Here is a 22,058-nt window from a genome sequence, read left to right as displayed (position 1 = left end):
GACCCTCATGAGTGGGTAATCGGCGGATCCCTTTGAGGCACGGGTGGGTCATTTTGGTGCATTCCGTCGAGGCCCGATTCAGCGTAGCTCAAATATTCGCTTGCCTCTAAAGGGGGCACGTTTTTTATCCGCATGCATCGAGGCTTTGCGCATTCGCCGTGAAGCATTGCGCATTCAAAGGTATGCTGGGCACCTGAAATTGACCTGCCAAACGGAGTGCCCGCGTGTTCGCCTTAGACCAACGCCTGCAACAAGACACACTGGCTATTGGGGACTTCCCGCTCTGCCGCCTGCTGCTGTCCAATGACTCGAATTACCCGTGGTTCATCCTGGTGCCGCGCATTGACGGTATCAGTGAAGTGTTTCAGCTGGATGTCGCCGATCAGCAAACCTTGTGGCAGGAAACAACCGCCCTGGCGGCGTTGTTGAACGAAGGGTGGGCAGCCGACAAGATGAACATTGGTGCGCTGGGTAACGTGGTCAGCCAGTTGCACGTGCACGTGATCGTGCGCAAGCGTGATGATGCCGCCTGGCCTGCACCGGTGTGGGGCAAGCATCCGGCCCGGCCGTACACCGAAGAGCAAGTAACGGCGATACGCGCTCGACTGCGCGCTTTATTGCCTGCCGGCTTCATCTTTAGCCAGGACTGAATTATGGATCTGCAAGAACGCGTCACCGACCTGGAAAGCCGCCTGGCCTTTCAGGACGACACCATCGAGACCCTCAATGACATTCTGGTCACCCAGCAGCGGGCGGTAGAGCGCCTGCAGCTGCAGATGACGGCGCTGCTCAAGCGTCAGGAAGAAATGGGTGGCCAGTTCGAGTCATCCGAAGAAGAAGCGCCGCCGCCACATTATTAATGCGTGCCATAAAAAAACCGCGACCCAGCAGGGCTGGATCGCGGTTTTTTTTACGCCGAGAAAAGTATCAGCGACGCGGCAATGCCGCGATCACGTCTTCGGCTTGCAGGCCTTTGTCACGGTTCATGACGGAGAACTCCACGCGCTGGCCTTCGACCAGAACGCGGTGGCCTTCGCCACGGATGGCCCGGAAGTGGACGAAGATATCGTCGCCCGAATCGCGGGAAATAAAGCCGAAGCCTTTGGAGGTGTTGAACCACTTCACGGTACCGGTATCCCGGTTGGTCATGTCGTAGTTTTGCGTCGCGGCCGCAGGGGACGAACGGTAGAAGCTGATGGCCAGGTGAAGAACGATAGCGACCACAGCAATCACCAGGCTGAGCAGGATAGCCGGGTGGCCGCCGACTTCAGGCATAGGTGCCAGGAGGGTGAGGGTTTGAACGACAACGGTCAGTACCAGCAGCGCGCTGACCAGGTTTTGCAGTTGATGACGTGTGCCTTTGTTCCAGTACGGGATCACCGGTGCCAGCGTCAGGTTAAGAAGGCCGAACAAGGCCAGGTACAGAGCGTCGTGTTGTTCCAGGTAGGGAGGGCTTCCCTGTTGCAAGCTCGGTATAAAGGACAGCAGCAACGCTGCAACGCCCGTTAGCAGGTGGACGATTTTCAACATTTTGATTAACTCACGTTAAGAAGGATCACAAGGAAGAGCTGACGGGCACGGTTCGCTTCTGAACAATGGGAGGCGTTGGGCACGTGCACGGGTATCAGCCTATGTGGTGTGCCGCGCAAATTAACGGCAACCACACGCCGTCTATTTAACAGCAAAGGCTGTGCCTACTCAAATCAAGCATTTCGGGGTGTTGCAGGCGCGATGGCATTTCTGCTTCAAACACTTGTCCTAGACAGGTGCGGACTTTTTCGGCGGCATTTTGGGCGTTTTCCTACTTGAGGCTGAGGCCTGCGCGCCGCCGATTGAACCAGGACTGCTGGGTGAGCAAGCCTGTCATGCAGAGGGGCGATTTGCCGCACGCCAGTTGCGTGTGTCGGGCTGCACACGGCTTGCACTCTTGCTAGAGTGGTCCTGCACCTGATCAATGAATGCTCGTCAATTGAAGGGGAAAAACATGGCAATCGATATTGGTATCAGTGAAGAAGATCGTAAATCCATCGTCGATGGGCTTTCACGGCTGCTGTCCGATACCTATGTACTGTATTTGAAGACCCACAACTTCCATTGGAACGTCACCGGCCCCATGTTTCGTACGCTGCACTTGATGTTTGAAGAGCAGTACAACGAACTCGCGTTGGCGGTGGACTCCATTGCCGAGCGTATCCGTGCCCTGGGCTTCCCGGCGCCGGGTGCCTATTCGATCTACGCCCGTCTGTCTTCGATCAAGGAAGAAGAGGGTGTGCCCAGCGCAGAAGAGATGATCAAGCAATTGGTGGCGGGCCAGGAAGCCGTGACCCGCACCGCGCGCGGTATCTTCCCGTTGCTCGATAAGGTCAGCGATGAGCCGACCGCCGATCTGCTGACCCAGCGTATGCAGGTTCACGAAAAAACGGCGTGGATGCTGCGTTCCCTGCTCGAAAACCAGTAACGCTCCAGCCCCAAAAGCAAACCGAGTGGTGCCGTCCTGGCGCCGCTCGCTTGTTTCTCTGCGCTTCCTGGCGTTGTCCTACGACTATCGACTCCGCGTCTTCTGGCTGCCCCGCACGTCCTGCTGTTTTATAGGGCCATTGTCCGATGGGAGAAACCCATGGGCTGCTGTTTGGCAATGGAGTGTCAGGTGTATGTCACGCGGAGTGGGTAGTGGAGTGATGGAAACCTGTGGTTTTCATAAGATAAAAGTCGATCCTTTTGCTAAAGGGTTCGATATGGGACTGGCCAAGCCATTGTCCCGGTCGGTCAGGCTCAACGGGTTTTCCACGTGCCTGCGGCTCGAGCAGATCTATTGGAATATCCTCACGGAGATAGCCAGGCTCAATGCCTGCTCAGTCAGCGCATTGCTGTCTTATGTCGATCGGGAAGTGCATTTGCGTTACGGAGGAGTGAAGAACTTCAGTGGCTTGGTCAGGGTGGTGTGCGTGGTTCACGTATTAAAAGGCAGTACGGCGTCGCACCACCCTGACTAGTCAGGTGGCACCGGGCCGGCCCGCTGCCCGGGCGGGCAAGGCCTGGGGCAGAAAGCCGGCTGCGCTGCTTCGATTTACCAGATATAATCCCGCGCTTTGCTGCGCGTGCCGGGTCTTTACCCACAGGGCGGGTGCAGCGCAGTAATGATCTGATCGCCGAGACATCTCCATGCCCATGTACGATTATCAATGTGCTTCCTGTGGTCATCAGTTGGAAGCCATTCAGAAAATCAGCGCAGCGCCGCTGGTCGATTGCCCTGCCTGCCAGGCACCTGAGCTGAAGAAGATGTTGTCCATGCCGGGCTTTCGCCTGAGCGGCGGTGGCTGGTACGAGACCGACTTCAAGACCGGCGCCAAGAAGAATCTGGCGGGCGGCGACAAAGCAGACTGAGTTGAACTCTACGCGCAGGCTCCTGCATTATCCGTCCCCTGCTTAACTGTACGGTGACGAGGCGAGCCTCCACCGAAATTCGAATTACGAGAAGTGAAACCACTATCATGATGCGCAGCCACTATTGCGGCCAACTGAACGAGACCCTGGATGGTCAGGAAATCACCCTGTGCGGATGGGTTCACCGTCGCCGTGACCACGGCGGGGTGATCTTCCTCGATATCCGTGATCGTGATGGTCTGGCCCAGGTGGTGTTCGATCCGGACCGCGCTGAAAGCTTCGCCGCCGCCGACCGCGTGCGCAGCGAATACGTTGTGAAAATCACCGGCAAGGTTCGCCTGCGTCCGGCCGGTGCCGTGAACGCGAACATGGCGTCCGGCGCGATTGAAGTGCTGGGTTACGAGCTGGAAGTGCTGAACGAGTCGGAAACCCCGCCGTTCCCGCTCAACGAATACTCCGACGTCGGCGAAGAAACTCGCCTGCGCTACCGCTTCCTGGACCTGCGTCGTCCGGAAATGGCCGAGAAGCTGCGCCTGCGTTCGCGCATGACCACCAGCATCCGCCGCTTCCTCGACGAAAACGGCTTCCTCGACGTCGAAACGCCGATCCTCACCCGGGCCACCCCGGAAGGCGCGCGTGACTACCTGGTGCCGAGCCGTACACACGCCGGTTCCTTCTTCGCCTTGCCGCAATCGCCGCAACTGTTCAAGCAGCTGCTGATGGTGGCCGGCTTCGACCGTTACTACCAGATCGCCAAGTGCTTCCGCGACGAAGACCTGCGCGCCGACCGCCAGCCGGAATTCACCCAGATCGACATCGAGACCAGCTTCCTCGATGAAAAAGAGATCATGGGCCTGACCGAACAAATGATCCGCAACCTGTTCAAGGAAGTGCTGGACCTGGAATTCGGCGAGTTCCCGCACATGACCTTCGAAGAAGCCATGCGCCGCTACGGTTCCGACAAGCCAGACCTGCGTATCCCGCTGGAACTGGTGGACGTGGCCGACCAGCTCAAGGAAGTCGACTTCAAGGTGTTCAGCGGCCCGGCCAACGACCCTAAATGCCGCATCGCCGCCCTGCGCGTGCCTGGCGGCGCGAGCATGCCGCGCAAGCAGATCGACGACTACACCAAGTTCGTCGGCATCTACGGTGCCAAGGGCCTGGCGTACATCAAGGTCAACGAGCGCGCCAATGGCGTTGACGGCCTGCAATCGCCGATCGTGAAGAACATTCCGCTGGACAACCTGAACGCGATCCTCGATCGCGTCGGTGCGGTTGACGGCGACATCGTGTTCTTCGGCGCCGACAAAGCCAAGATCGTCAGCGAAGCCCTGGGCGCGCTGCGGATCAAGCTGGGCCACGACCTGGACCTGCTGACCTGCAAGTGGGCACCGATGTGGGTCGTCGACTTCCCGATGTTCGAAGAAAACGACGACGGCAGCTTCAGCGCCTTGCACCACCCGTTCACTGCACCGAAGTGCTCGCCTGAAGAGTTGGAAGCCAACCCGGCAGGCGCGCTGTCGCGTGCCTACGACATGGTCTTGAACGGCACCGAACTGGGTGGCGGTTCGATCCGTATCCACCGCAAAGAGATGCAACAAGCGGTCTTCCGCCTGTTGGGCATCAACGAAGCGGAACAGGAAGAGAAATTCGGCTTCCTGCTCGATGCCCTGAAGTACGGCGCTCCGCCGCACGGCGGCCTGGCATTCGGTCTGGACCGTCTGGTAATGCTGATGACCGGCGCCCAGTCGATCCGTGAAGTGATCGCCTTCCCGAAAACTCAGAGTGCTGCGGACGTAATGACCCAGGCTCCGGGCGTGGTGGATGCCAAGGCGCTGCGCGAGTTGCACATCCGTCTGCGCGAGACGCCAAAGGCTGAGTAAGGCTGCTGCGTGAAAGCGCACTGAGGTTTACGCAGTCTAAAAAGGCGCATCTTCGGATGCGCCTTTGCGTTACAAGGGTTGTGCTTTTAAGAGGAAAATCCTGCCTGGGGCGGGATTGATAAGGTTTCTAGAGAATTTCGGAGTTGTGTTATGGCTGGCCATTCCAAGTGGGCGAACATCAAGCACCGCAAAGAGCGTCAGGATGCCAAGAAAGGCAAGATTTTCACCAAGTGGATTCGCGAGCTGACCGTTGCTGCCCGCCAAGGCGGTGGTGACCCGGGCTCCAACCCGCGTCTGCGCCTGGCGCTGGACAAGGCTTTGGGCGCGAACATGAGCCGTGACATCATCGACCGCGCCGTGGCTCGTGGTGCCGGCGCCGCCGACACCGACGACATGGTCGAGCTGAGCTACGAAGGCTACGGCCCGGGCGGCGTGGCGGTGATGGTCGAGTGCATGACCGACAACCGCAACCGTACTGCGGCAGCCGTGCGCCATGCGTTCAGCAAATGCGGCGGCAATCTGGGCACTGACGGTTCGGTGGCCTACCTGTTCGAGCGCAAAGGGCAGATCACTTTTGCGCCGGGTACGGATGAAGACGCGCTGATGGAAGCTGCGATGGAGGCTGACGCCGACGACGTGGTGACCAACGAAGACGGCTCCATCGACGTGTTCACTTCCTTCGCCGGCTTCTATGCGGTGCGCAACGCCCTGGAAGCGGCAGGTTTCAAAGGCACTGACGCGGAAATCGTGATGCTGCCGACCACCAGCGCCGAACTGGACCTGGACGGCGCGCAGAAAGTGCTGAAGATGCTGGATATGCTGGAAGACCTGGATGACGTGCAGAACGTGTACTCGAACGCCGACATCCCGGAATCTGTAGCCGAGCAGCTCACCTGAGAACAATGAGGATCCCCTGTGGGAGCGGGCTTGCTCGCGAATGCGGTGTGTCAGTCACTTGATGCATTAACTGAATGGCCGCTTTCGCGAGCAAGCCCGCTCCCACATTGGGTCTATCTGTATCCACAAAACTGCAGGCGTTATGACTTTAATCCTAGGTATCGACCCCGGTTCGCGCATCACCGGTTTTGGCGTGGTGCAACAGACCCCGCGCGGCTGCATCTACGTCGCCTCGGGCTGCATTCGCACCGGCGCAGGCGAGTTGGCCGAGCGCCTGCAGATTGTCTACCGCGGCGTGCGTGAAGTGATCCAGACCTACGGGCCGGTGACCATGGGCATCGAAAAAGTCTTCATGGCCAAAAACGCCGACTCCGCGCTCAAGCTTGGTCAGGCCCGTGGCGCCGCGATTGTCGCCGGTGCGGAGGAGGGCATGGAAATCGCTGAGTACACCGCCACCCAGGTCAAACAGGCCGTGGTCGGCACCGGTGCGGCGAATAAGGAGCAGGTGCAGATGATGGTCATGCACATGCTCAAGCTCACCTCCAAACCGCAAATCGACGCCTCCGACGCCCTGGCCATTGCCATTTGCCATGCGCACACGCGCTCAAGCTTGCTGCCGCACGGCCTGGGCACGGCACGCAGTCGTGGCGGCCGGCTGCGTCTCTGATAGCATCAGCGCAATCGTTATTTCCGGTCAGGCCTCGATCTGACCCCAAGCTTTAAGGATCTGAACCGTGATTGGACGCTTGCGCGGCACCCTGGCTGAGAAACAGCCGCCGCACCTGATTCTGGATGTCAATGGGTTGGGGTATGAGCTGGAAGTGCCCATGACCACCCTGTATCGCCTACCGTCGGTCGGCGAGCCGCTCACCCTGCACACTCATCTGGTGGTACGGGAAGACGCGCAACTGCTCTACGGTTTCATTGGCAAGCGCGACCGCGACTTTTTCCGCGAACTGATCCGCTTGAATGGCGTGGGGCCAAAGCTTGCGCTGGCGTTGATGTCGAGCTTGGAAGTTGATGAGCTGGTGCGCGCGGTGTCGGCCCAGGACACCTCGGCGTTGACCAAGGTGCCGGGTGTCGGCAAGAAAACCGCTGAGCGTCTGCTGGTGGAACTCAAGGACCGCTTCAAGGCCTGGGAAGTGGTACCGAGCATGTTTGCCCTGGTGCCGAACCAGCCGGACATGCCGGCAGGCCAGGTCGCCAGCGCCGAGAGCGACGCGGTCAGCGCGTTGATCTCCCTGGGCTACAAGCCGCAGGAAGCGAGCAAAGCCGTATCGGCCATCAAGGACAAGAACCTGAGCAGCGAAGACATGATCCGCCGAGCCCTGAAGGGAATGATTTAAGTGATTGAAGCTGATCGTCTGATCGCGGCCACTGGCCCGCGCGACCGTGAAGAAGTCCAGGACCGGGCCATCCGCCCGCTGAGCCTGGCTGAATACATCGGCCAGCCCACCGTGCGCGAGCAAATGGAGTTGTTTATCCAGGCCGCGCGCGGGCGCAGCGAGTCCCTGGACCACACCTTGATCTTCGGCCCGCCGGGGCTGGGTAAAACCACGCTGGCGAACATCATCGCCCAGGAAATGGGCGTGTCGATCAAGTCCACCTCCGGCCCGGTGCTGGAGCGTCCGGGTGATCTGGCGGCCTTGCTGACCAACCTTGAACCGCACGATGTGCTGTTTATCGACGAGATTCACCGGTTGTCGCCCATCGTCGAAGAAGTGCTGTACCCGGCCATGGAAGATTTTCAGCTCGACATCATGATCGGCGAGGGCCCGGCGGCCCGTTCGATCAAACTCGACCTGCCGCCGTTCACCCTGGTGGGCGCGACCACCCGCGCGGGCATGCTGACCAACCCGCTGCGAGACCGTTTCGGGATTGTTCAACGTCTAGAGTTCTATAGCACCGCAGACCTGGCGACGATTGTCAGCCGTTCGGCGAGCATCCTGGGTTTGCCGCTTGACCCGGAAGGCGCGTTTGAAATCGCCCGTCGAGCGCGGGGCACGCCGCGGATCGCCAACCGTTTGCTGCGACGTGTGCGCGATTTTGCTGAAGTGCGCGCCAAGGGGCACATCACCAAGGCCGTGGCCGATTTGGCGTTGAACCTGCTGGATGTGGACGAACATGGCTTCGATCATCAGGATCGACGTCTACTCTTGACCATGATCGAGAAGTTCGACGGCGGCCCGGTGGGTGTGGACAGCCTGGCGGCGGCGATCAGCGAGGAGCGTCATACCATTGAGGATGTGCTGGAACCGTACCTGATCCAGCAGGGTTACATCATGCGCACGCCAAGGGGGCGGGTGGTGACGCGTCATGCTTATCTGCACTTCGGGTTAAACATTCCGTCACGATTGGGCGAGATGCCTGTAGTAGACGAATTCCTGGATGCAGTGGACGATTAAAAAGCTCACGTCAGTCGATTTATCTGAGGTTTGTGCTGTCCTAGTGGCTGGTAGCGTCATTCAGTTGCTGCAAATGTTTCAGAGAATGAAAAAACAGTTGCCCAGCCGGATTGGCAACCTGAGGAGTAAGCACTAGAGTATGCGCGCGCAAAACGGGGATCAGTCGTTCGCACATCGCTGTCGCGTTTATTACGAGGACACCGATGCCGGCGGCATCGTTTATTACGTCAACTACCTCAAGTTCATGGAGCGGGCTCGAACCGAGCGGCTACGGGAGCTGGGCTTTGCCCAATCCCAGCTGGCAGGGGAGGACCTGTTATTCGTCGTGCATTCCAGCGAGGCGCGTTACCACGCACCGGCGCGATTGGACGACGAGTTGCTGGTCAGCGCTGAAGTAATCGAATTGAACCGTGTCAGCCTGCGCTTTAAACAGCAAGTCAGGCGGGCAACGGATGCAACGCTGCTCTGCGAGGGGCAGTTCCTGGTGGCCTGTGTGCGCACCAATAGTTTGAAACCCCGGGCCATTCCCGAAGCTCTACGTGCGGCCTTTGCCGGCGTAAGCGGCGCGGGTAAACAATCAAAGCAGGAGATTTAGCGTGGAACCTACCGTCGTCGACCATTCCTCCATGTGGAGCCTGGTCAGCAATGCCAGTGTCGTGGTTCAACTGGTGATGCTGGTCCTGGTAGCCGCATCGGTTACCTCTTGGGTCATGATTTTTCAACGCAGCAATTTGCTGCGTGCCGGTCGACGTGCCCTGGAGAGCTTCGAAGAGCGCTTCTGGTCGGGTATCGACCTGTCCAAGCTGTACCGTCAGGCCGGCAGCAACCCGGACCCGGATTCGGGCGTCGAGCAGATCTTCCGCGCCGGCTTCAAGGAATTCTCCCGCCTGCGTCAGCAACCGGGCGTTGACCCGGAAGCGGTCATGGAAGGCGTGGCCCGTGCCATGCGCGTCGCGATTTCCCGTGAAGAAGAGAAGCTGGAGCAGAGCCTGCCGTTTCTCGCCACCGTCGGTTCAGTGAGCCCGTATATCGGCCTGTTCGGTACGGTGTGGGGCATCATGAACTCCTTCCGTGGCCTGGCTCAGGCCCAGCAAGCGACCCTGGCCACCGTGGCCCCGGGTATCGCCGAAGCCCTGATCGCCACCGCGATTGGCTTGTTCGCTGCTATCCCCGCAGTAATTGCCTACAACCGTTTTGCCGCGCGCGGCGAGACCTTGATCAGCCGTTACTACACCTTCGCCGATGAATTCCAGGCGATCCTGCACCGTAAAGTGCACACCAGCGAAGAATAAGCAGGTAATTCCCAATGGCTTTAATCGCTCGAGCTCGCAAAAAGCGCAAGCCGGTCGCCGAGATGAACGTAGTGCCTTACATCGACGTGATGTTGGTGCTGCTGGTCATCTTCATGGTGACCGCGCCGATGCTCAATCAGGGCGTGAAGGTTGATCTGCCCAAGGTTTCCAGCGAAGCCTTGCCGCAAGACAACAACACTCAGGTCCTGACCATTTCGATCAAGGCTGACAAGACCTATTACTGGAACCTTGGCAGCGAAGTCGACACCCAGAAACAGCAGGACAAGGCCATGACCTTGCCGCAGATGACCGATGCCGTGACCAAGATCATCCGGGCCGGCAACGAAGGCGGCAAGCACACCCAGGTGTTCATTCGCGGCGATAAAGTGGTCGACTATGGTTCCGTCATGGGCGCCATGGGTGGGCTGCAGAAGGCCGGCGTGGGTAACGTTGGCTTGATTACCGAGGCGCCCTGATGCAGCAACAGCGAGAGCCGTCCGCCTCGGAAAGCTACTTCTGGCCTAGCGTCTGGGCAATTGCCCTGCACGTCCTGGTGTTTGGCATGCTGTTCGTCAGCTTTGCCATGACCCCGGACCTGCCGCCAGCCAAGCCGATCGTGCAGGCGACCCTGTATCAGCTGAAATCGAAAAGTCAGGCCACCACCCAGACCAATCAGAAGATTGCGGGTGAGGCCCAGAAGTCGGCTGCGCGCCAGACTGAAGTCGAACAGATGGAACAGAAGAAGGTCGAGCAGGAAGCGGTGAAGGCTGCTGCGGAACAAAAGAAAGAAGAGGCGGCTCAAAAGGCCGAGGAATCGAAAAAGGCTGACGAAGCCAAGAAAGCTGACGAGGCGAAAAAGGCTGATGAAGCCAAGAAAGCCGACAAAGCTGCCGAAGCTAAAAAAGCCGAAGAGAAACAATTGGCTGATATAGCTAAGAAGAAGTCTGAAGAAGAAGCCAAAAAAGCTGCTGAAGAAGAGGCCAAGAAAAAGGCCGCTGAAGAAGCCAAGAAAAAGATAGTCGAAGACGCGAAGAAGAAAGCCGCCGAAGACGCCAAGAAAAAAGCTGAAGCAGACGAGGCGAAGAAGAAAGTCGCCGACGACGCGAAGAAGAAAGCTGCCGCCGACGCCAGCAAGAAAAAGGCCCAGGAAGCAGCACGTAAATCCGCCGAAGAGAAAAAGGCCCAGGCCTTGGCAGATTTGCTTTCCGACACGCCGCAGCGTCAGCAAGCCTTGGCCGATGAGCGTGGTGATGAAGTCGCGGGCAGTTTCGACGACCTGATTCGGGCACGAGCAGCGGAAGGCTGGACACGTCCACCTTCGGCACGCAAAGGCATGACAGTAGTGCTGCAGATCGGCATGTTGCCGGACGGTACGGTGACTTCGGTCAGCGTGGCCAAGTCCAGTGGTGACGGTTCGTTCGACAGTTCGGCGGTTGCCGCGGTCAAGAACATTGGCCGGTTGACCGAGATGCAGGGAATGAAACCAAGCGACTTCGCTCCCTATCGTTCATTCAAGATGACATTCACACCTGAGGATCTAGCCTTGTGAGAAACCTTCTTCGAGGAATGCTTGTCGTTATTTGCTGTATGGCAGGGATAGCGGCGGCGGATGAAAAGAACATTCTGGTTACCAGCGGTAGCGATCGGGCCACCCCGATTGCCGTAGTACCGTTCGGCTGGCAGGGCGGCAGCGTGCTGCCGGACGACATGGCCCAGATCGTCAGTGACGACCTGCGCAACTCCGGTTACTACGCGCCGATTCCGAAAGGCAACATGATCAGCCAGCCTAACCAGGCCAGCGAAGTTGTGTTCCGTGACTGGAAGGCAGTGGGCGCCCAGTACCTGATGGTCGGCAACATCACGCCGGCCGGCGGTCGCCTGCAGATCCAGTACACGTTGTTCAACGTGGCCACCGAGCAGCAGGTCTTGACCGGCAGCGTTTCGGGCACCGCCGAACAACTGCGGGACATGGCGCACTACATCTCCGACCAGTCGTTTGAAAAGCTCACCGGTATCAAAGGTGCTTTCTCGACGCGTCTGCTGTATGTAACGGCTGAGCGTTTCTCTGTAGACAACACTCGTTACACGTTGCAGCGTTCGGACTACGACGGTGCACGCGCTGTGACCTTGCTGCAATCGCGTGAGCCAATCCTGTCGCCGCGCTTTGCGCCGGACGGCAAGCGTATTGCCTACGTATCGTTCGAGCAGCGTCGTCCACGTATCTTCGTTCAGCACATCGATACCGGTCGTCGCGAGCAGATCACCAACTTCGAAGGCCTCAACGGTGCGCCAGCCTGGTCGCCGGATGGTTCGCGCCTGGCGTTCGTACTGTCCAAAGACGGCAACCCTGATATCTACGTAATGAACATGGCTTCGCGCCAGATCAGCCGTGTTACCAGCGGCCCGGGCATCAACACCGAACCGTTCTGGGGTAAGGATGGTTCGACCATCTACTTCACCTCCGACCGTGGCGGCAAGCCTCAAATCTACAAAACAAGCGTAGGTGGCGGTGGCGCAGAACGCGTGACCTTTATTGGTAACTACAATGCCAACCCTAAGCTTTCGGCTGATGAAAAGACGTTGGTGATGATTCACCGTCAGGATGGTTTCACTAATTTCCGGGTTGCGGCCCAGGATTTGCAGCGCGGAACCGTAAAAATCCTCACAGATACCAACCTTGATGAGTCAGCTACTGTTGCGCCCAACGGCACCATGGTAATCTACGCCACCCGCCAGCAGGGCCGGGGAGTCTTGATGCTCGTGTCCATTAATGGACGCGTAAGGCTCCCGCTTCCTACCGCTCAAGGCGAAGTCAGAGAACCGTCCTGGTCCCCTTACCTGAACTGACGCGGCGCTACAAAAAGAAGTACTTAACACACTGGGGTTCATTAGGAGTTTCACGATGGAAATGCTGAAGTTTGGTAAGTTTGCTGCTCTGGCTCTGGCTCTGTCCGTAGCCGTTGGTTGCTCGTCTAAAGGCGGCGACAATGCCGGTGAAGGCGCAGCTGTTGATCCAAACGCTGGTTACGGCGCTAACACTGGTGCAGTTGACGGCTCCCTGAGCGAAGAAGCTGCTCTGCGCGCTATCACCACTTTCTACTTCGAATACGACAGTTCGGACCTGAAGCCAGAAGCCATGCGCGCTCTGGACGTTCACGCGAAGGACCTGAAAGCTAACGGCGCTCGCGTTGTTCTGGAAGGTAACACTGACGAACGTGGTACTCGTGAGTACAACATGGCACTGGGCGAGCGTCGTGCGAAAGCCGTTCAGCGCTACCTGGTACTGCAAGGTGTTGCTCCAGGCCAACTGGAACTGGTTTCCTACGGTAAAGAGCGTCCAGTTGCTACTGGCCACGACGAGCAGTCCTGGGCTCAAAACCGTCGCGTCGAACTGCGTAAGTAATTCGTCATGCGAACGTGCCGTCGTGCTCTAACTGTATTGGCTCTCAGCCTCGCACCGCTTGCGGTGTGGGCTGCGGTTCCTGTGGAAGATAGCAACTCTGGCTATAACAATAGCGGGAGCAGTTATCCGCCAGCGGGTTATGGCACGAACGGCGCCTATGCTGGGGGAGCGGCTACGTCCGCTCCCTCGGCACAGGGCGAACTGTTCAACCAGCTGCAACGCATGCAGGATCAATTGTCGCAGCAACAAGGCACGATTGAAGTTCTGCAGAATCAAGTGAACCAGCTTAAGCAAGAAGGCCTGGAGCGTTACCAGGATCTTGACCGACGCATTGGAGCCGGCGTTACACCTGCCGCCACTCCTGATAATTCTTCTGCCGGTGGCGCACCAAGCGCCGCCGGTGGTGCAGCAGCAGGGGCCGCGGCGGCAAGCCAAGCCCCTGCCGCCAGCAGCGAACCGGGTGATCCGGCGAAGGAAAAGCTGTATTACGATGCAGCCTTCGACTTGATCAAAGCCAAGGATTTCGATAAGGCCAGCCAGGCCTTTACCGCATTCCTGCGCAAATACCCGAACAGCCAATACGCGGGCAATGCCCAGTACTGGTTGGGCGAGGTCAACTTGGCCAAGGGTGATTTGCAAGGTGCAGGCCAGGCTTTTGCCAAGGTCAGCCAGCTTTACCCAAAGCACGCCAAGGTGCCTGATTCGCTGTACAAACTCGCTGACGTAGAACGCCGCCTGGGTCACACCGACAAGGTAAAAGGCATTCTGCAGCAGGTGGTTGCCCAGTATCCGGGTACCTCCGCTGCCCAGTTGGCCCAGCGGGACCTGCAGCGTTTGTAAGCGATGCTTCCCGTTTAGAAGAAACCCGCGCCTGGCGCGGGTTTTTTCGTTAGAATCCACGCCCTTTTATGAAACACGCTTCCTGGGGTTTACGCGTTTGCGCAATTCCTTGAAGTGCCTGACGGAGGCGGACAGCCTGTTTAGCTGTTACGCCCGTGGCGACTATGCAAGACACATTACGTATTACCGAAGTTTTTTACTCGTTACAGGGTGAAACGCGCACTGCTGGCCTGCCTACTGTATTTGTACGGCTGACCGGCTGCCCCTTGCGTTGCCAATACTGTGACAGCGCCTACGCCTTCAGCGGCGGCACCGTGCGCACCCTGGACGACATCATCGAACAGGTTGCCGGTTTCAAGCCGCGCTACGTCTGTGTGACGGGCGGCGAACCCCTGGCCCAGCCCAATGCCATCCCGCTGCTCAAGCGGCTGTGTGACGCCGGTTACGAGGTTTCACTCGAAACCAGCGGCGCCCTGGACATCTCGGCCGTGGATCCGCGCGTCAGCCGTGTGGTCGACCTCAAGACCCCTGGCTCCAAAGAGGCGCACCGCAACCTGTACGCCAACATGGACCTGCTGACCGCCAACGATCAGGTCAAGTTCGTGATCTGTTCCCGCGACGATTATGACTGGGCGGCTTCCAAGCTGATCCAGTACGGCCTGGACCGTCGTGCAGGCGAGGTGCTGTTCTCTCCAAGTCATCACGACCTGAACGCTCGCGACCTGGCTGACTGGGTGGTGGCGGACAACTTGCCGGTGCGCCTGCAGTTGCAACTGCACAAATACCTGTGGAATGACGAGCCGGGGCGCTGATATGGCTGATCACAAGCGTGCAGTCATCCTGCTTTCCGGCGGTCTGGACTCCGCCACCCTGGTGGCCATGGTCCGCGCCCAAGGCTTCAGCTGCTACACCCTGAGTTTCGACTACGGCCAGCGCCACCGCGCCGAGCTGAACGCCGCCGCGCGCGTGGCCCGTGACATAGGCGTGGTTGAGCACAAGGTGATCGGCCTCAACCTCAATGGCATCGGCGGGTCCGCGCTCACCGACAGCAGCATTGACGTGCCCGAGGCGCCCAGTGAAGGCATTCCGCTGACCTACGTGCCAGCGCGCAACACCGTATTTCTGTCCCTGGCCCTTGGGTGGGCTGAAGTGTTGAATGCTCGCGATATCTTCATCGGCGTCAACGCGCTGGACTACAACGGCTATCCGGACTGCCGGCCAGCGTACGTCGAGTCGTTCGAGCGCATGGCCAACCTGGCCACCAAGGCCGGCGTAGAGGGGCAGGGCTTCCGTATTCAGGCGCCGCTGCAGAACATGACCAAGGCGGACATTGTGAAGACTGGTGTAGGACTTGGCGTCGATTACACGCTGACTGTTTCCTGCTACCAGGCAGACGATGACGGCCGTGCATGTGGGAAATGCGACGCCTGCCGACTGCGCGCAGAAGGCTTCCAAGCGGCCGGAATTACTGACCCCACGCGTTATTTCTGATTTATTTAAAATAAGGTGTTGAATAATCCTTAGAAATCAGTATTATACGCGCCACCACACAGCGGGTCGTTAGCTCAGTTGGTAGAGCAGTTGGCTTTTAACCAATTGGTCGTAGGTTCGAATCCCACACGACCCACCATTTTTGGCGGTTTAGAAAATCCGGAAGGCCCACGCAAGTGAGGATTTCCGGGTTTTTTTTTGCCTGTGATTTGGGCCTTGCGACGCCAGGCTCCTGCGCGTCCTTGGCGTACAGACTTATCGCGACCTGTGCATCGATCAATACATAAGCTCAGCCCGCTCGGACTGAGCCCGCCACCAAGCCCCAATGCTTTGCCACGCCGAGCGGTTACCCAAACCGCCCGGTAATGTAGTCCTCAGTCTGCTTCATCTTCGGCGTGGTAAAGATCTGGTCGGTCTTGCCGTACTCAATCAATTCCCCCATGAACATGAACGCGGTGTTGTCCGACACCCGTGCGGCCTGCTGCATGTTGTGGGTCACGATGATCACCGTGTACTGCGTCTTCAACTCCGTAATCAATTGCTCGATGCGCCCGGTGGAAATGGGGTCGAGCGCTGAGGTCGGCTCGTCCAGCAGCAACACTTGCGGGCGCAGCGCGATGGTGCGTGCGATGCACAGTCGCTGTTGCTGACCACCGGAGAGGCTCTGTGCGCTCTGGTTGAGTTTGTCTTTGACCTCATCCCACAGGGCGCCGCCGCGCAGGGCTTGTTCGACGCGATCGTTCATTTCGCGGCGGGAAAGTTTTTCGTGGTGGCGCACGGCATAGGCGATGTTGTCGTAGATCGACATCGGAAACGGCACCGGCTTTTGGAACACCATGCCCACGTGGCTGCGCAGGCGGTTCATCGAGTAGCCGGGAGCGAGGATGTTTTCGCCGTTGAGCAGCACTTCGCCACGGGCTTCCTGCTTGGGGTACATCGAGTAGATGCGGTTGAACACGCGCAGCAGGGTGGATTTGCCGCAGCCCGAGGGGCCGATGATGGCGGTGATGCGTTTTTCCGGGATATCAATGTCGATGGCGTTCAGCGAGCGCTGGTTGTTGTAGAAAAACTCCAACCCGCGCACCTGGATTTTGGTTTTTTCGTGAGCAATGCCGGTAGCGTCCATCAGTGAGACCTATTGCGTAAAAGAATCAGGCGGGATGTGAGGCTCAGCACCAGCACGAACAGCGTCAGCACCAGTGCACCCGCCCAGGCGAGCGCGTGCCAGTCATCGAACGGGCTCATGGCGTACTGGAAAATAACCACGGGTACGCTGGCAATCGGCTTGAGCAGGTTGCTGCTCCAGAACTGATTGCCGAAGGCGGTGAACAGCAAGGGCGCGGTTTCCCCGGTGATCCGTGCCAGAGCGAGCAGGATGCCGGTGACGACGCCGGCCTTGGCCGCTCTCAACACAATCTGCAGCGTCAACTTCCATTGCGGTACACCCAATGCCAGGGCTGCCTCGCGCATGGTCGAAGGTTGCAACTGGAGCATTTCATCGGTGGTGCGCACCACTACCGGGATCACCAGCAGAGCCAGGGCCAGGGCACCGGCGATGGCGGAAAACCCGACCTGATGGTTAGTCAGCAGGTTCAGCGGCAGGATGACGCCGGTGTAGATAAACAGGCCCAGCACAATCGATGGCGCCGACAGCAGGATGTCGTTGATAAACCGCACCGTGGTGCCCAGGCGCGAGTGGCGGGCGAACTCCGCCAACCAGATTCCCGCCATCAGCCCGATGGGCGTGCCAATCAACAGCGCGATGCCGGACATCAGCGCGCTGCCGTAAAACGCATTGGCCAGCCCGCCTTCGGTGCCGGGTGGCGGGGTCATCTGGGTAAACAGGCGCAGGTTCAGAGCCTGGAACCCATTGATCAGGGTGGTCAGCAGAATCCACGCCAGCCACAGCAAGCCAAAGGCGGTGGCGCCGCAACTGAGGAACATGGCCACGGCGTTTTTAAGCGCGCGCTGGCGATACAGGCGTTCGTGAGTGTTCATAACCCTTCCTTACGCGACAAGCGCATCAGCATCAGGCGTGCCAGTGCCAGCACCACGAATGTCACGATAAACAGCAAGAAGCCCAAGGCGATCAGCGCGGAGCGATGCAGGTCGGTGTAGGCCTCGCTGAATTCGTTGGCGATGACGGAAGCGATCGAGCTGCTGGGCATCAGCAGGGACGCGGAAAACTGTTGCGCGTTACCCAATACAAAGGTCACGGCCATGGTCTCGCCAAGGGCGCGGCCCAAGCCGAGAAAGATCCCGCCTACGACGGCCGAGCGGGTGTAGGGCAAGACGATGTCCCACACCACTTCCCAGGTAGTGCTGCCAAGCGCGTAGGCCGATTCTTTCAGCGGCGTGGGCACACTGCGAAACACCTCATGCATCACCGAGGTGATAAACGGCATGATCATCACCGCCAGCACGATGCCGGCAGTGAGCATGCCAATTCCCAACGGCGGGCCCTGGAACAGCGAGCCAACGAAGGGCAGGGCGCCCAGGTAGTCATTGATCAAGGGCGAGAGGTGTTCGGCCATGAACGGCCCGAACACGAACAGGCCCCACATGCCATAGATGATCGAGGGGATACCGGCGAGCAGTTCAATCGCCGATGCGACCGGCATCTTCAGCCAAGGCGGCGCGACTTCGGTAAGAAAAATCGCAATGCCAAAGCTCACCGGCACCGCAATCAGCAAGGCCAGAAACGAGGTGACCAAGGTGCCGTAAATCGGCACCACAGCCCCAAAGTGGTTGTTCACCGCATCCCATTCGGTGCTGGTGATAAAGCTCCAACCAAAGGTCTTGAACGCCAGGCCGCCGCCCCACAGGGTCGAGGCGGCAATGGCACCCAGCAGCACCAACACCAGCATGGCTGCGCCGAACATCGAGCGTTTGAACCACAAATCGTGGCGTTGATCGCGGGTGGCACGACGGTCGCCCGCGGTGTCGCCTGCGTGAGTACTCATAACCAGCGGGTGGACGGTGTCGTTCATATCAGATGTGCTCACCGCCTTCCTCAATCAATGAGCAAGGCGGTTGTAGGGCGAATCAGTTGGCGAAGTCAGACTTCCAGTAACCTTCGATGCGCGACACCAGGGAGTCCGGCAGGGCTACATAGTCCAGCGCTGCTGCCTGTTGCTGGCCTTTTTCCAGCGACCATTTGAAGAAGCTGAACGCCGCCTGGCTTTGCTCGGCATTCTTGGGCTGCTTGTACATGATGATCCAGGTGGTCGCCGTGATCGGCCACGCGCCTTCGCCTGGGGCGTTGGTCATGATCAGGTTGAAGTCCTTGGCGTTGGCCCAGTCGGCGGTGTCCGCGGCTGCCTGGAACGCTTTGGCGTCAGGTTTGACGAATTTGCCCGACGCATTCTTCAACTGGGTGTAAGTCATCTTGTTCTGCAGGGCGTAGGCGTATTCCACAAAGCCAATGGAGTTCTTGATCTGCTTCACGTAGGCCGAAACGCCTTCGTTGCCTTTGCCGCCCACACCCACCGGCCACGGCACAGTGGTGCCGAAACCGATCTTGGTTTTCCAGCTGTCGCTGACTTTGGCCAGGTAGTTGGTGAAGTTGTACGAGGTGCCCGAGCCGTCGGAGCGGTGCACCACGGTGATGTTTGCCACCGGCAGGTTCAAGCCCGGGTTGAGCGCGGCGATGGTCGGGTCGTTCCAGGCCTTGATGTCACCAAGGAAGATCTTCGCCAGTACGTCGCCGTCGAGCTTCAACTGGCCCGGCGCAATACCTTCCACGTTCATCACCGGCACGATGCCGCCGATCACGCTGGGGAACTGGCCCAGGCCGCCGGCCTTGAGCTCGTCGGCGGACAGCGGGGCGTCGGAGGCGCCGAAGTCCACGGTGGCGGCCTTGATTTGGGCAATACCGCCGCCGGAGCCGATCGATTGGTAGTTGATGCGGTTGCTGGAGTTCTTGCTGTAGTCCTGCGACCACTTGGACAGCACCGGATACACGAAGCTGGAACCGGCACCGGTAACGTCAGTGGCGTGGGCCACGCCGCTCAGGCACAGGGCGGCGAACAGAACAGACAGACTTTTTTTAGTCGGCAACATCACGACAACACCTCAAGGGAAGGGTTAAGTGGGATAGGTCCACCTGTCTAAGACGTGACGATTTAATTCCTGAGATATGTCTGTTTAATGACGGTTTGGCTTTATGAAGAAACATTTAGAAATGTTTGCGCCGGTGAACGCGGACTTGCCCTCGTCCAGCTTCAATGTCGCGGTGTCGGCACGGGTTAAGGGTTGGTTTTGCGGGTTTTGGTTGCAGTGCCGGGGTGCGGGATGGTTTTTGATTGTTGCAAAGGAACTGCTTAATCGAAGTGTTTAGAGACGGGGCCGATGCGGCCCCGTCTCAGGCTTAGCTTTGTGCGGTGAGGTTCAGGCGACTCTTGACGACTTTTTGCAAGAGCACGGCCAATGCTTCGGTGGAGTAGGGCTTTTGCAACAGCACAAAACGCTGGGCCTCTTCCTTGGCGATACGTGCGAATTCGTCGTTGTAACCCGTGGTGAGCACCACCGGCAGCCACGGGTAGAGGGCTTCGAGCGCATCGAGCAATTCCAGTCCGCTCATGCCCGGCATGGAAATGTCGGAGAACACCACCTGGAAGCTTTCCGGGTTCGGCGCAAGGGCCTCGAGCGCACTGTTGGCGTCCGCGACCCAAAGCACTTTGAAACCCATCTGTTCCAGGGTCTGCGAGGTGTAGAGGCCGACGTCGGGATTGTCTTCAACCATCAGCACGCACAGGTCAGAGGCGATGGGTACGTCGCGACTGTCCTGGATGACGGGCATCAAACCGGCTTCGACCTTGGGCAGGTACAACATAAACTGGCTGCCTTTGCCGCACTCGCTTCGCACCAGGATTTCACCGCCCGACTGCTTGGCAAAGCCATACACCTGCGACAAGCCCAGCCCGGTGCCCTGGCCGATGGCCTTGGTGGTGTAGAAGGGTTCGAAGATCGCGTCGAGCTTCTCCGGAGCAATGCCCGATCCGGTATCGCTCAACTCAATCGTCACGTACTCGGCGACTCGCACCGGGTGGGCACGTACTGAAGGCAGCCACGTAGCGGTTGCCACCCTGATCGCCAATTGGCCGTTGCCGGCCATGGCATCCCGGGCATTGACCACCATATTCACCAGGGCGGTGTCGAATTGGCTTTCATCGGCGTTGATAAAGCAGGGTTCCTGCGGCACCTCGATGGTGACCTTGACGCGTGAGCCGGTCAGGCTGTCCATCATTTCGCCCACACGCAATACGCTGTCGCCGACGTTGAAAACCTCCGGACGCAGCGCCTGACGGCGCGCGAAGGTCAGCAGTTGGGCGGTCAGGCGCGCGGCGCGGTCCACGGTGCTGGCGATGGCTTCCACGTACTTGATGCGCCGCACTTCGCTCAAAGAAGGCGTCTTGAGCAAGTCAGCGCAAGACTTGATGACCGTCAGCAGGTTATTGAAATCGTGTGCGACGCCACCGGTGAGTTGGCCGATTGCTTCAAGCTTCTGCGACTGACGCAGGGCGTCTTCCGACAGACGCAGGGCTTCCTTGGCTTCTTCTTCGGCCTGGATATCCCGGCCCACCGCGTGGATGTAGTCGCTGTCGGGCACGGCCGTCCAGGCGATCATGCGGTAGCTGCCGTCCTGGTGGCGGTAGCGGTTCTTGAAATTGGGAAAATTCTTGCCGTCCCCCAGGCGGCTGACCGCCGAGGACGAGACCGCGAGGTCTTCCGGGTGCACCAAGTCCAGCAGCTGGCTGCCCACCAAGTCGTGTTCGGTGTGGCCGAGCATGCGTGTCCAGGCCGGGTTCACCGCGGAGATGACGCCGTCGAGCTGGGCGACCAGCATCAGGTCCGGCGACAGGCGCCAGATACGATCGCGATCGCGGGTGCGCTCCATCACCCTTTGCTCAAGGGATTCGTTGAGTGTGCGCAGGGACTCTTCGGCTTCACGCAGGGCGGTGATATCACGCGAGACACAGAGGATCTGTTCCGGCCGGCCGTCACGGTCGAGGATCGGGCTGACCTGCACATGCCACCATTTCAGGTTGCCGGCCAGCGTCTCGGCGGGGCCGATGAAACTTGCGCTTTCACCGTTTTTGGCGGCCTGTACGGCAGCCTTGGCATCCGCGTTTCCCTTGTCCTGCCAGAAGTCGGGCCAGGGGCAGCCGCGAATCGCGTTGAAGTCACTGACTTCCATGATTTTCATGCCGCCTTCGCTCATGAAGGTGAGGCGGGCGTCGAGGTCCAGAACCTTGATGCAATCGTTGATGCTGGCCAGAACGCGCTCGGTGAACGCTTCGCTTCTGCCCAAGCCGGTGGCGGCCAGCTCGCTTGGCTCTGAGCCGATCCCGACAGTGGTATTCATTTGAGTTTGGCCGAGTGGGAGTAAATGGGCCGTATCATGTCATTACGATACCTATCTCACCAGCGACTTCCTCCCGTACGGTGCTGACTTTGCGCT

General features: G+C 59.1%; 25 protein-coding genes and 1 tRNA gene. 20 read left to right on the top strand and 6 right to left on the bottom strand.

Features of this window, described 5'->3' with window-relative positions:
- Positions 1-224: 224 nt before the first annotated feature.
- Both FPT15_RS24550 and FPT15_RS24545 read left to right on the top strand, forming a co-directional pair.
- Entirely contained in the window at positions 225-650 is a 426-nt protein-coding gene (locus tag FPT15_RS24550; protein ID WP_145165357.1) for an HIT domain-containing protein, read from the top strand.
- 3 nt (positions 651-653) lie between these two features.
- Positions 654-860: a SlyX family protein gene (locus FPT15_RS24545; protein ID WP_005790924.1), complete on the top strand. Its 207-nt coding sequence runs from the start codon at positions 654-656 to the stop codon at positions 858-860.
- A 67-nt stretch (positions 861-927) separates the two neighbouring features.
- On the opposite strand, the gene FPT15_RS30270 is transcribed toward FPT15_RS24545, so the two are convergent.
- Positions 928-1,530: a cold-shock protein gene (locus FPT15_RS30270; protein ID WP_106578384.1), complete on the bottom strand. Its 603-nt coding sequence runs from the start codon at positions 1,528-1,530 to the stop codon at positions 928-930.
- A gap of 454 nt (positions 1,531-1,984) precedes the next feature.
- Between FPT15_RS30270 and FPT15_RS24535 the strand changes: the two genes are divergently transcribed.
- The 18 genes from FPT15_RS24535 (at position 1,985) to FPT15_RS24450 (ending at position 15,734) form a co-directional block, all read left to right on the top strand.
- A complete protein-coding gene (locus FPT15_RS24535) occupies positions 1,985-2,458 on the top strand; it encodes a Dps family protein (RefSeq protein ID WP_003193874.1) in 474 nt (157 codons plus the stop codon).
- A gap of 193 nt (positions 2,459-2,651) precedes the next feature.
- A complete protein-coding gene (locus tag FPT15_RS24530) occupies positions 2,652-2,993 on the top strand; it encodes a ribbon-helix-helix domain-containing protein (protein ID WP_145165355.1) in 342 nt (113 codons plus the stop codon).
- 169 nt (positions 2,994-3,162) lie between these two features.
- Entirely contained in the window at positions 3,163-3,384 is a 222-nt protein-coding gene (locus FPT15_RS24525) for an FmdB family zinc ribbon protein (protein WP_017139808.1), read from the top strand.
- 107 nt (positions 3,385-3,491) lie between these two features.
- Positions 3,492-5,267, top strand: coding sequence for an aspartate--tRNA ligase (gene aspS, locus FPT15_RS24520; protein ID WP_056858570.1), 1,776 nt, complete (start codon positions 3,492-3,494; stop codon positions 5,265-5,267).
- A gap of 150 nt (positions 5,268-5,417) precedes the next feature.
- Positions 5,418-6,164, top strand: coding sequence for a YebC/PmpR family DNA-binding transcriptional regulator (locus FPT15_RS24515; RefSeq protein ID WP_017139810.1), 747 nt, complete (start codon positions 5,418-5,420; stop codon positions 6,162-6,164).
- A 142-nt stretch (positions 6,165-6,306) separates the two neighbouring features.
- A complete protein-coding gene (ruvC, locus tag FPT15_RS24510) occupies positions 6,307-6,831 on the top strand; it encodes a crossover junction endodeoxyribonuclease RuvC (protein WP_005790910.1) in 525 nt (174 codons plus the stop codon).
- Positions 6,832-6,898: 67 nt separating this feature from the next.
- On the top strand, positions 6,899-7,510 hold the full coding sequence (ruvA, locus tag FPT15_RS24505; protein ID WP_025854761.1) for a Holliday junction branch migration protein RuvA: 612 nt from the start codon (positions 6,899-6,901) through the stop codon (positions 7,508-7,510).
- Positions 7,511-8,569, top strand: coding sequence for a Holliday junction branch migration DNA helicase RuvB (gene ruvB, locus FPT15_RS24500; RefSeq protein ID WP_003193867.1), 1,059 nt, complete (start codon positions 7,511-7,513; stop codon positions 8,567-8,569).
- A 139-nt stretch (positions 8,570-8,708) separates the two neighbouring features.
- Positions 8,709-9,164 (top strand): tol-pal system-associated acyl-CoA thioesterase, encoded by a 456-nt coding sequence (ybgC, locus tag FPT15_RS24495; RefSeq protein ID WP_071484353.1) that lies wholly within the window; start codon positions 8,709-8,711, stop codon positions 9,162-9,164.
- Between the two features lies 1 nt (position 9,165).
- Positions 9,166-9,861: a protein TolQ gene (gene tolQ, locus FPT15_RS24490; RefSeq protein ID WP_003209819.1), complete on the top strand. Its 696-nt coding sequence runs from the start codon at positions 9,166-9,168 to the stop codon at positions 9,859-9,861.
- A gap of 23 nt (positions 9,862-9,884) precedes the next feature.
- Positions 9,885-10,337, top strand: a complete 453-nt coding sequence (gene tolR, locus FPT15_RS24485) for a protein TolR (protein WP_161635741.1) — start codon at positions 9,885-9,887, stop codon at positions 10,335-10,337.
- A complete protein-coding gene (gene tolA / locus FPT15_RS24480; protein WP_056858573.1) occupies positions 10,337-11,410 on the top strand; it encodes a cell envelope integrity protein TolA in 1,074 nt (357 codons plus the stop codon). Before tolR ends, tolA begins: the two co-directional genes overlap by 1 nt.
- Positions 11,411-11,427: 17 nt before the next feature.
- A complete protein-coding gene (tolB, locus tag FPT15_RS24475) occupies positions 11,428-12,708 on the top strand; it encodes a Tol-Pal system beta propeller repeat protein TolB (protein WP_152745290.1) in 1,281 nt (426 codons plus the stop codon).
- A gap of 55 nt (positions 12,709-12,763) precedes the next feature.
- Positions 12,764-13,264, top strand: a complete 501-nt coding sequence (gene pal / locus FPT15_RS24470; RefSeq protein WP_003209827.1) for a peptidoglycan-associated lipoprotein Pal — start codon at positions 12,764-12,766, stop codon at positions 13,262-13,264.
- Between the two features lie 6 nt (positions 13,265-13,270).
- Complete coding sequence (gene ybgF / locus FPT15_RS24465; protein ID WP_119736970.1) at positions 13,271-14,104, top strand: tol-pal system protein YbgF; 834 nt, start codon at positions 13,271-13,273, stop codon at positions 14,102-14,104.
- Between the two features lie 164 nt (positions 14,105-14,268).
- Entirely contained in the window at positions 14,269-14,916 is a 648-nt protein-coding gene (gene queE, locus FPT15_RS24460) for a 7-carboxy-7-deazaguanine synthase QueE (protein ID WP_145165353.1), read from the top strand.
- A gap of 1 nt (position 14,917) precedes the next feature.
- Positions 14,918-15,595 (top strand): 7-cyano-7-deazaguanine synthase QueC, encoded by a 678-nt coding sequence (gene queC / locus FPT15_RS24455; RefSeq protein WP_178119743.1) that lies wholly within the window; start codon positions 14,918-14,920, stop codon positions 15,593-15,595.
- 63 nt (positions 15,596-15,658) lie between these two features.
- Positions 15,659-15,734: transfer RNA gene (locus tag FPT15_RS24450), tRNA-Lys, on the top strand.
- A gap of 207 nt (positions 15,735-15,941) precedes the next feature.
- Here FPT15_RS24450 and pstB read toward each other — a convergent pair.
- From pstB to FPT15_RS24425, 5 genes are all read right to left on the bottom strand, one after another.
- Positions 15,942-16,721, bottom strand: a complete 780-nt coding sequence (pstB, locus tag FPT15_RS24445; protein ID WP_106578391.1) for a phosphate ABC transporter ATP-binding protein PstB — start codon at positions 16,719-16,721, stop codon at positions 15,942-15,944.
- A complete protein-coding gene (gene pstA, locus FPT15_RS24440) occupies positions 16,721-17,593 on the bottom strand; it encodes a phosphate ABC transporter permease PstA (RefSeq protein WP_145165349.1) in 873 nt (290 codons plus the stop codon). Before pstA ends, pstB begins: the two co-directional genes overlap by 1 nt.
- Positions 17,590-18,585, bottom strand: coding sequence for a phosphate ABC transporter permease subunit PstC (gene pstC / locus FPT15_RS24435; protein ID WP_145165462.1), 996 nt, complete (start codon positions 18,583-18,585; stop codon positions 17,590-17,592). Before pstC ends, pstA begins: the two co-directional genes overlap by 4 nt.
- A gap of 55 nt (positions 18,586-18,640) precedes the next feature.
- Positions 18,641-19,657 carry a phosphate ABC transporter substrate-binding protein PstS gene (pstS, locus tag FPT15_RS24430; protein WP_145165347.1) on the bottom strand — a complete coding sequence of 339 codons (1,017 nt, stop codon included), beginning with the start codon at positions 19,655-19,657 and terminating at the stop codon, positions 18,641-18,643.
- A gap of 307 nt (positions 19,658-19,964) precedes the next feature.
- Complete coding sequence (locus FPT15_RS24425; RefSeq protein ID WP_256676511.1) at positions 19,965-21,962, bottom strand: PAS domain-containing protein; 1,998 nt, start codon at positions 21,960-21,962, stop codon at positions 19,965-19,967.
- Between the last annotated feature and the right edge of the window lie 96 nt (positions 21,963-22,058).

Source organism: Pseudomonas sp. RGB (assembly GCF_007713445.1).
Taxonomy (GTDB): Bacteria; Pseudomonadota; Gammaproteobacteria; order Pseudomonadales; family Pseudomonadaceae; genus Aquipseudomonas.
The sequence above is the reverse complement of the archived record's forward strand: the minus strand, read 5'-3'. Positions and strand labels throughout refer to the sequence as shown.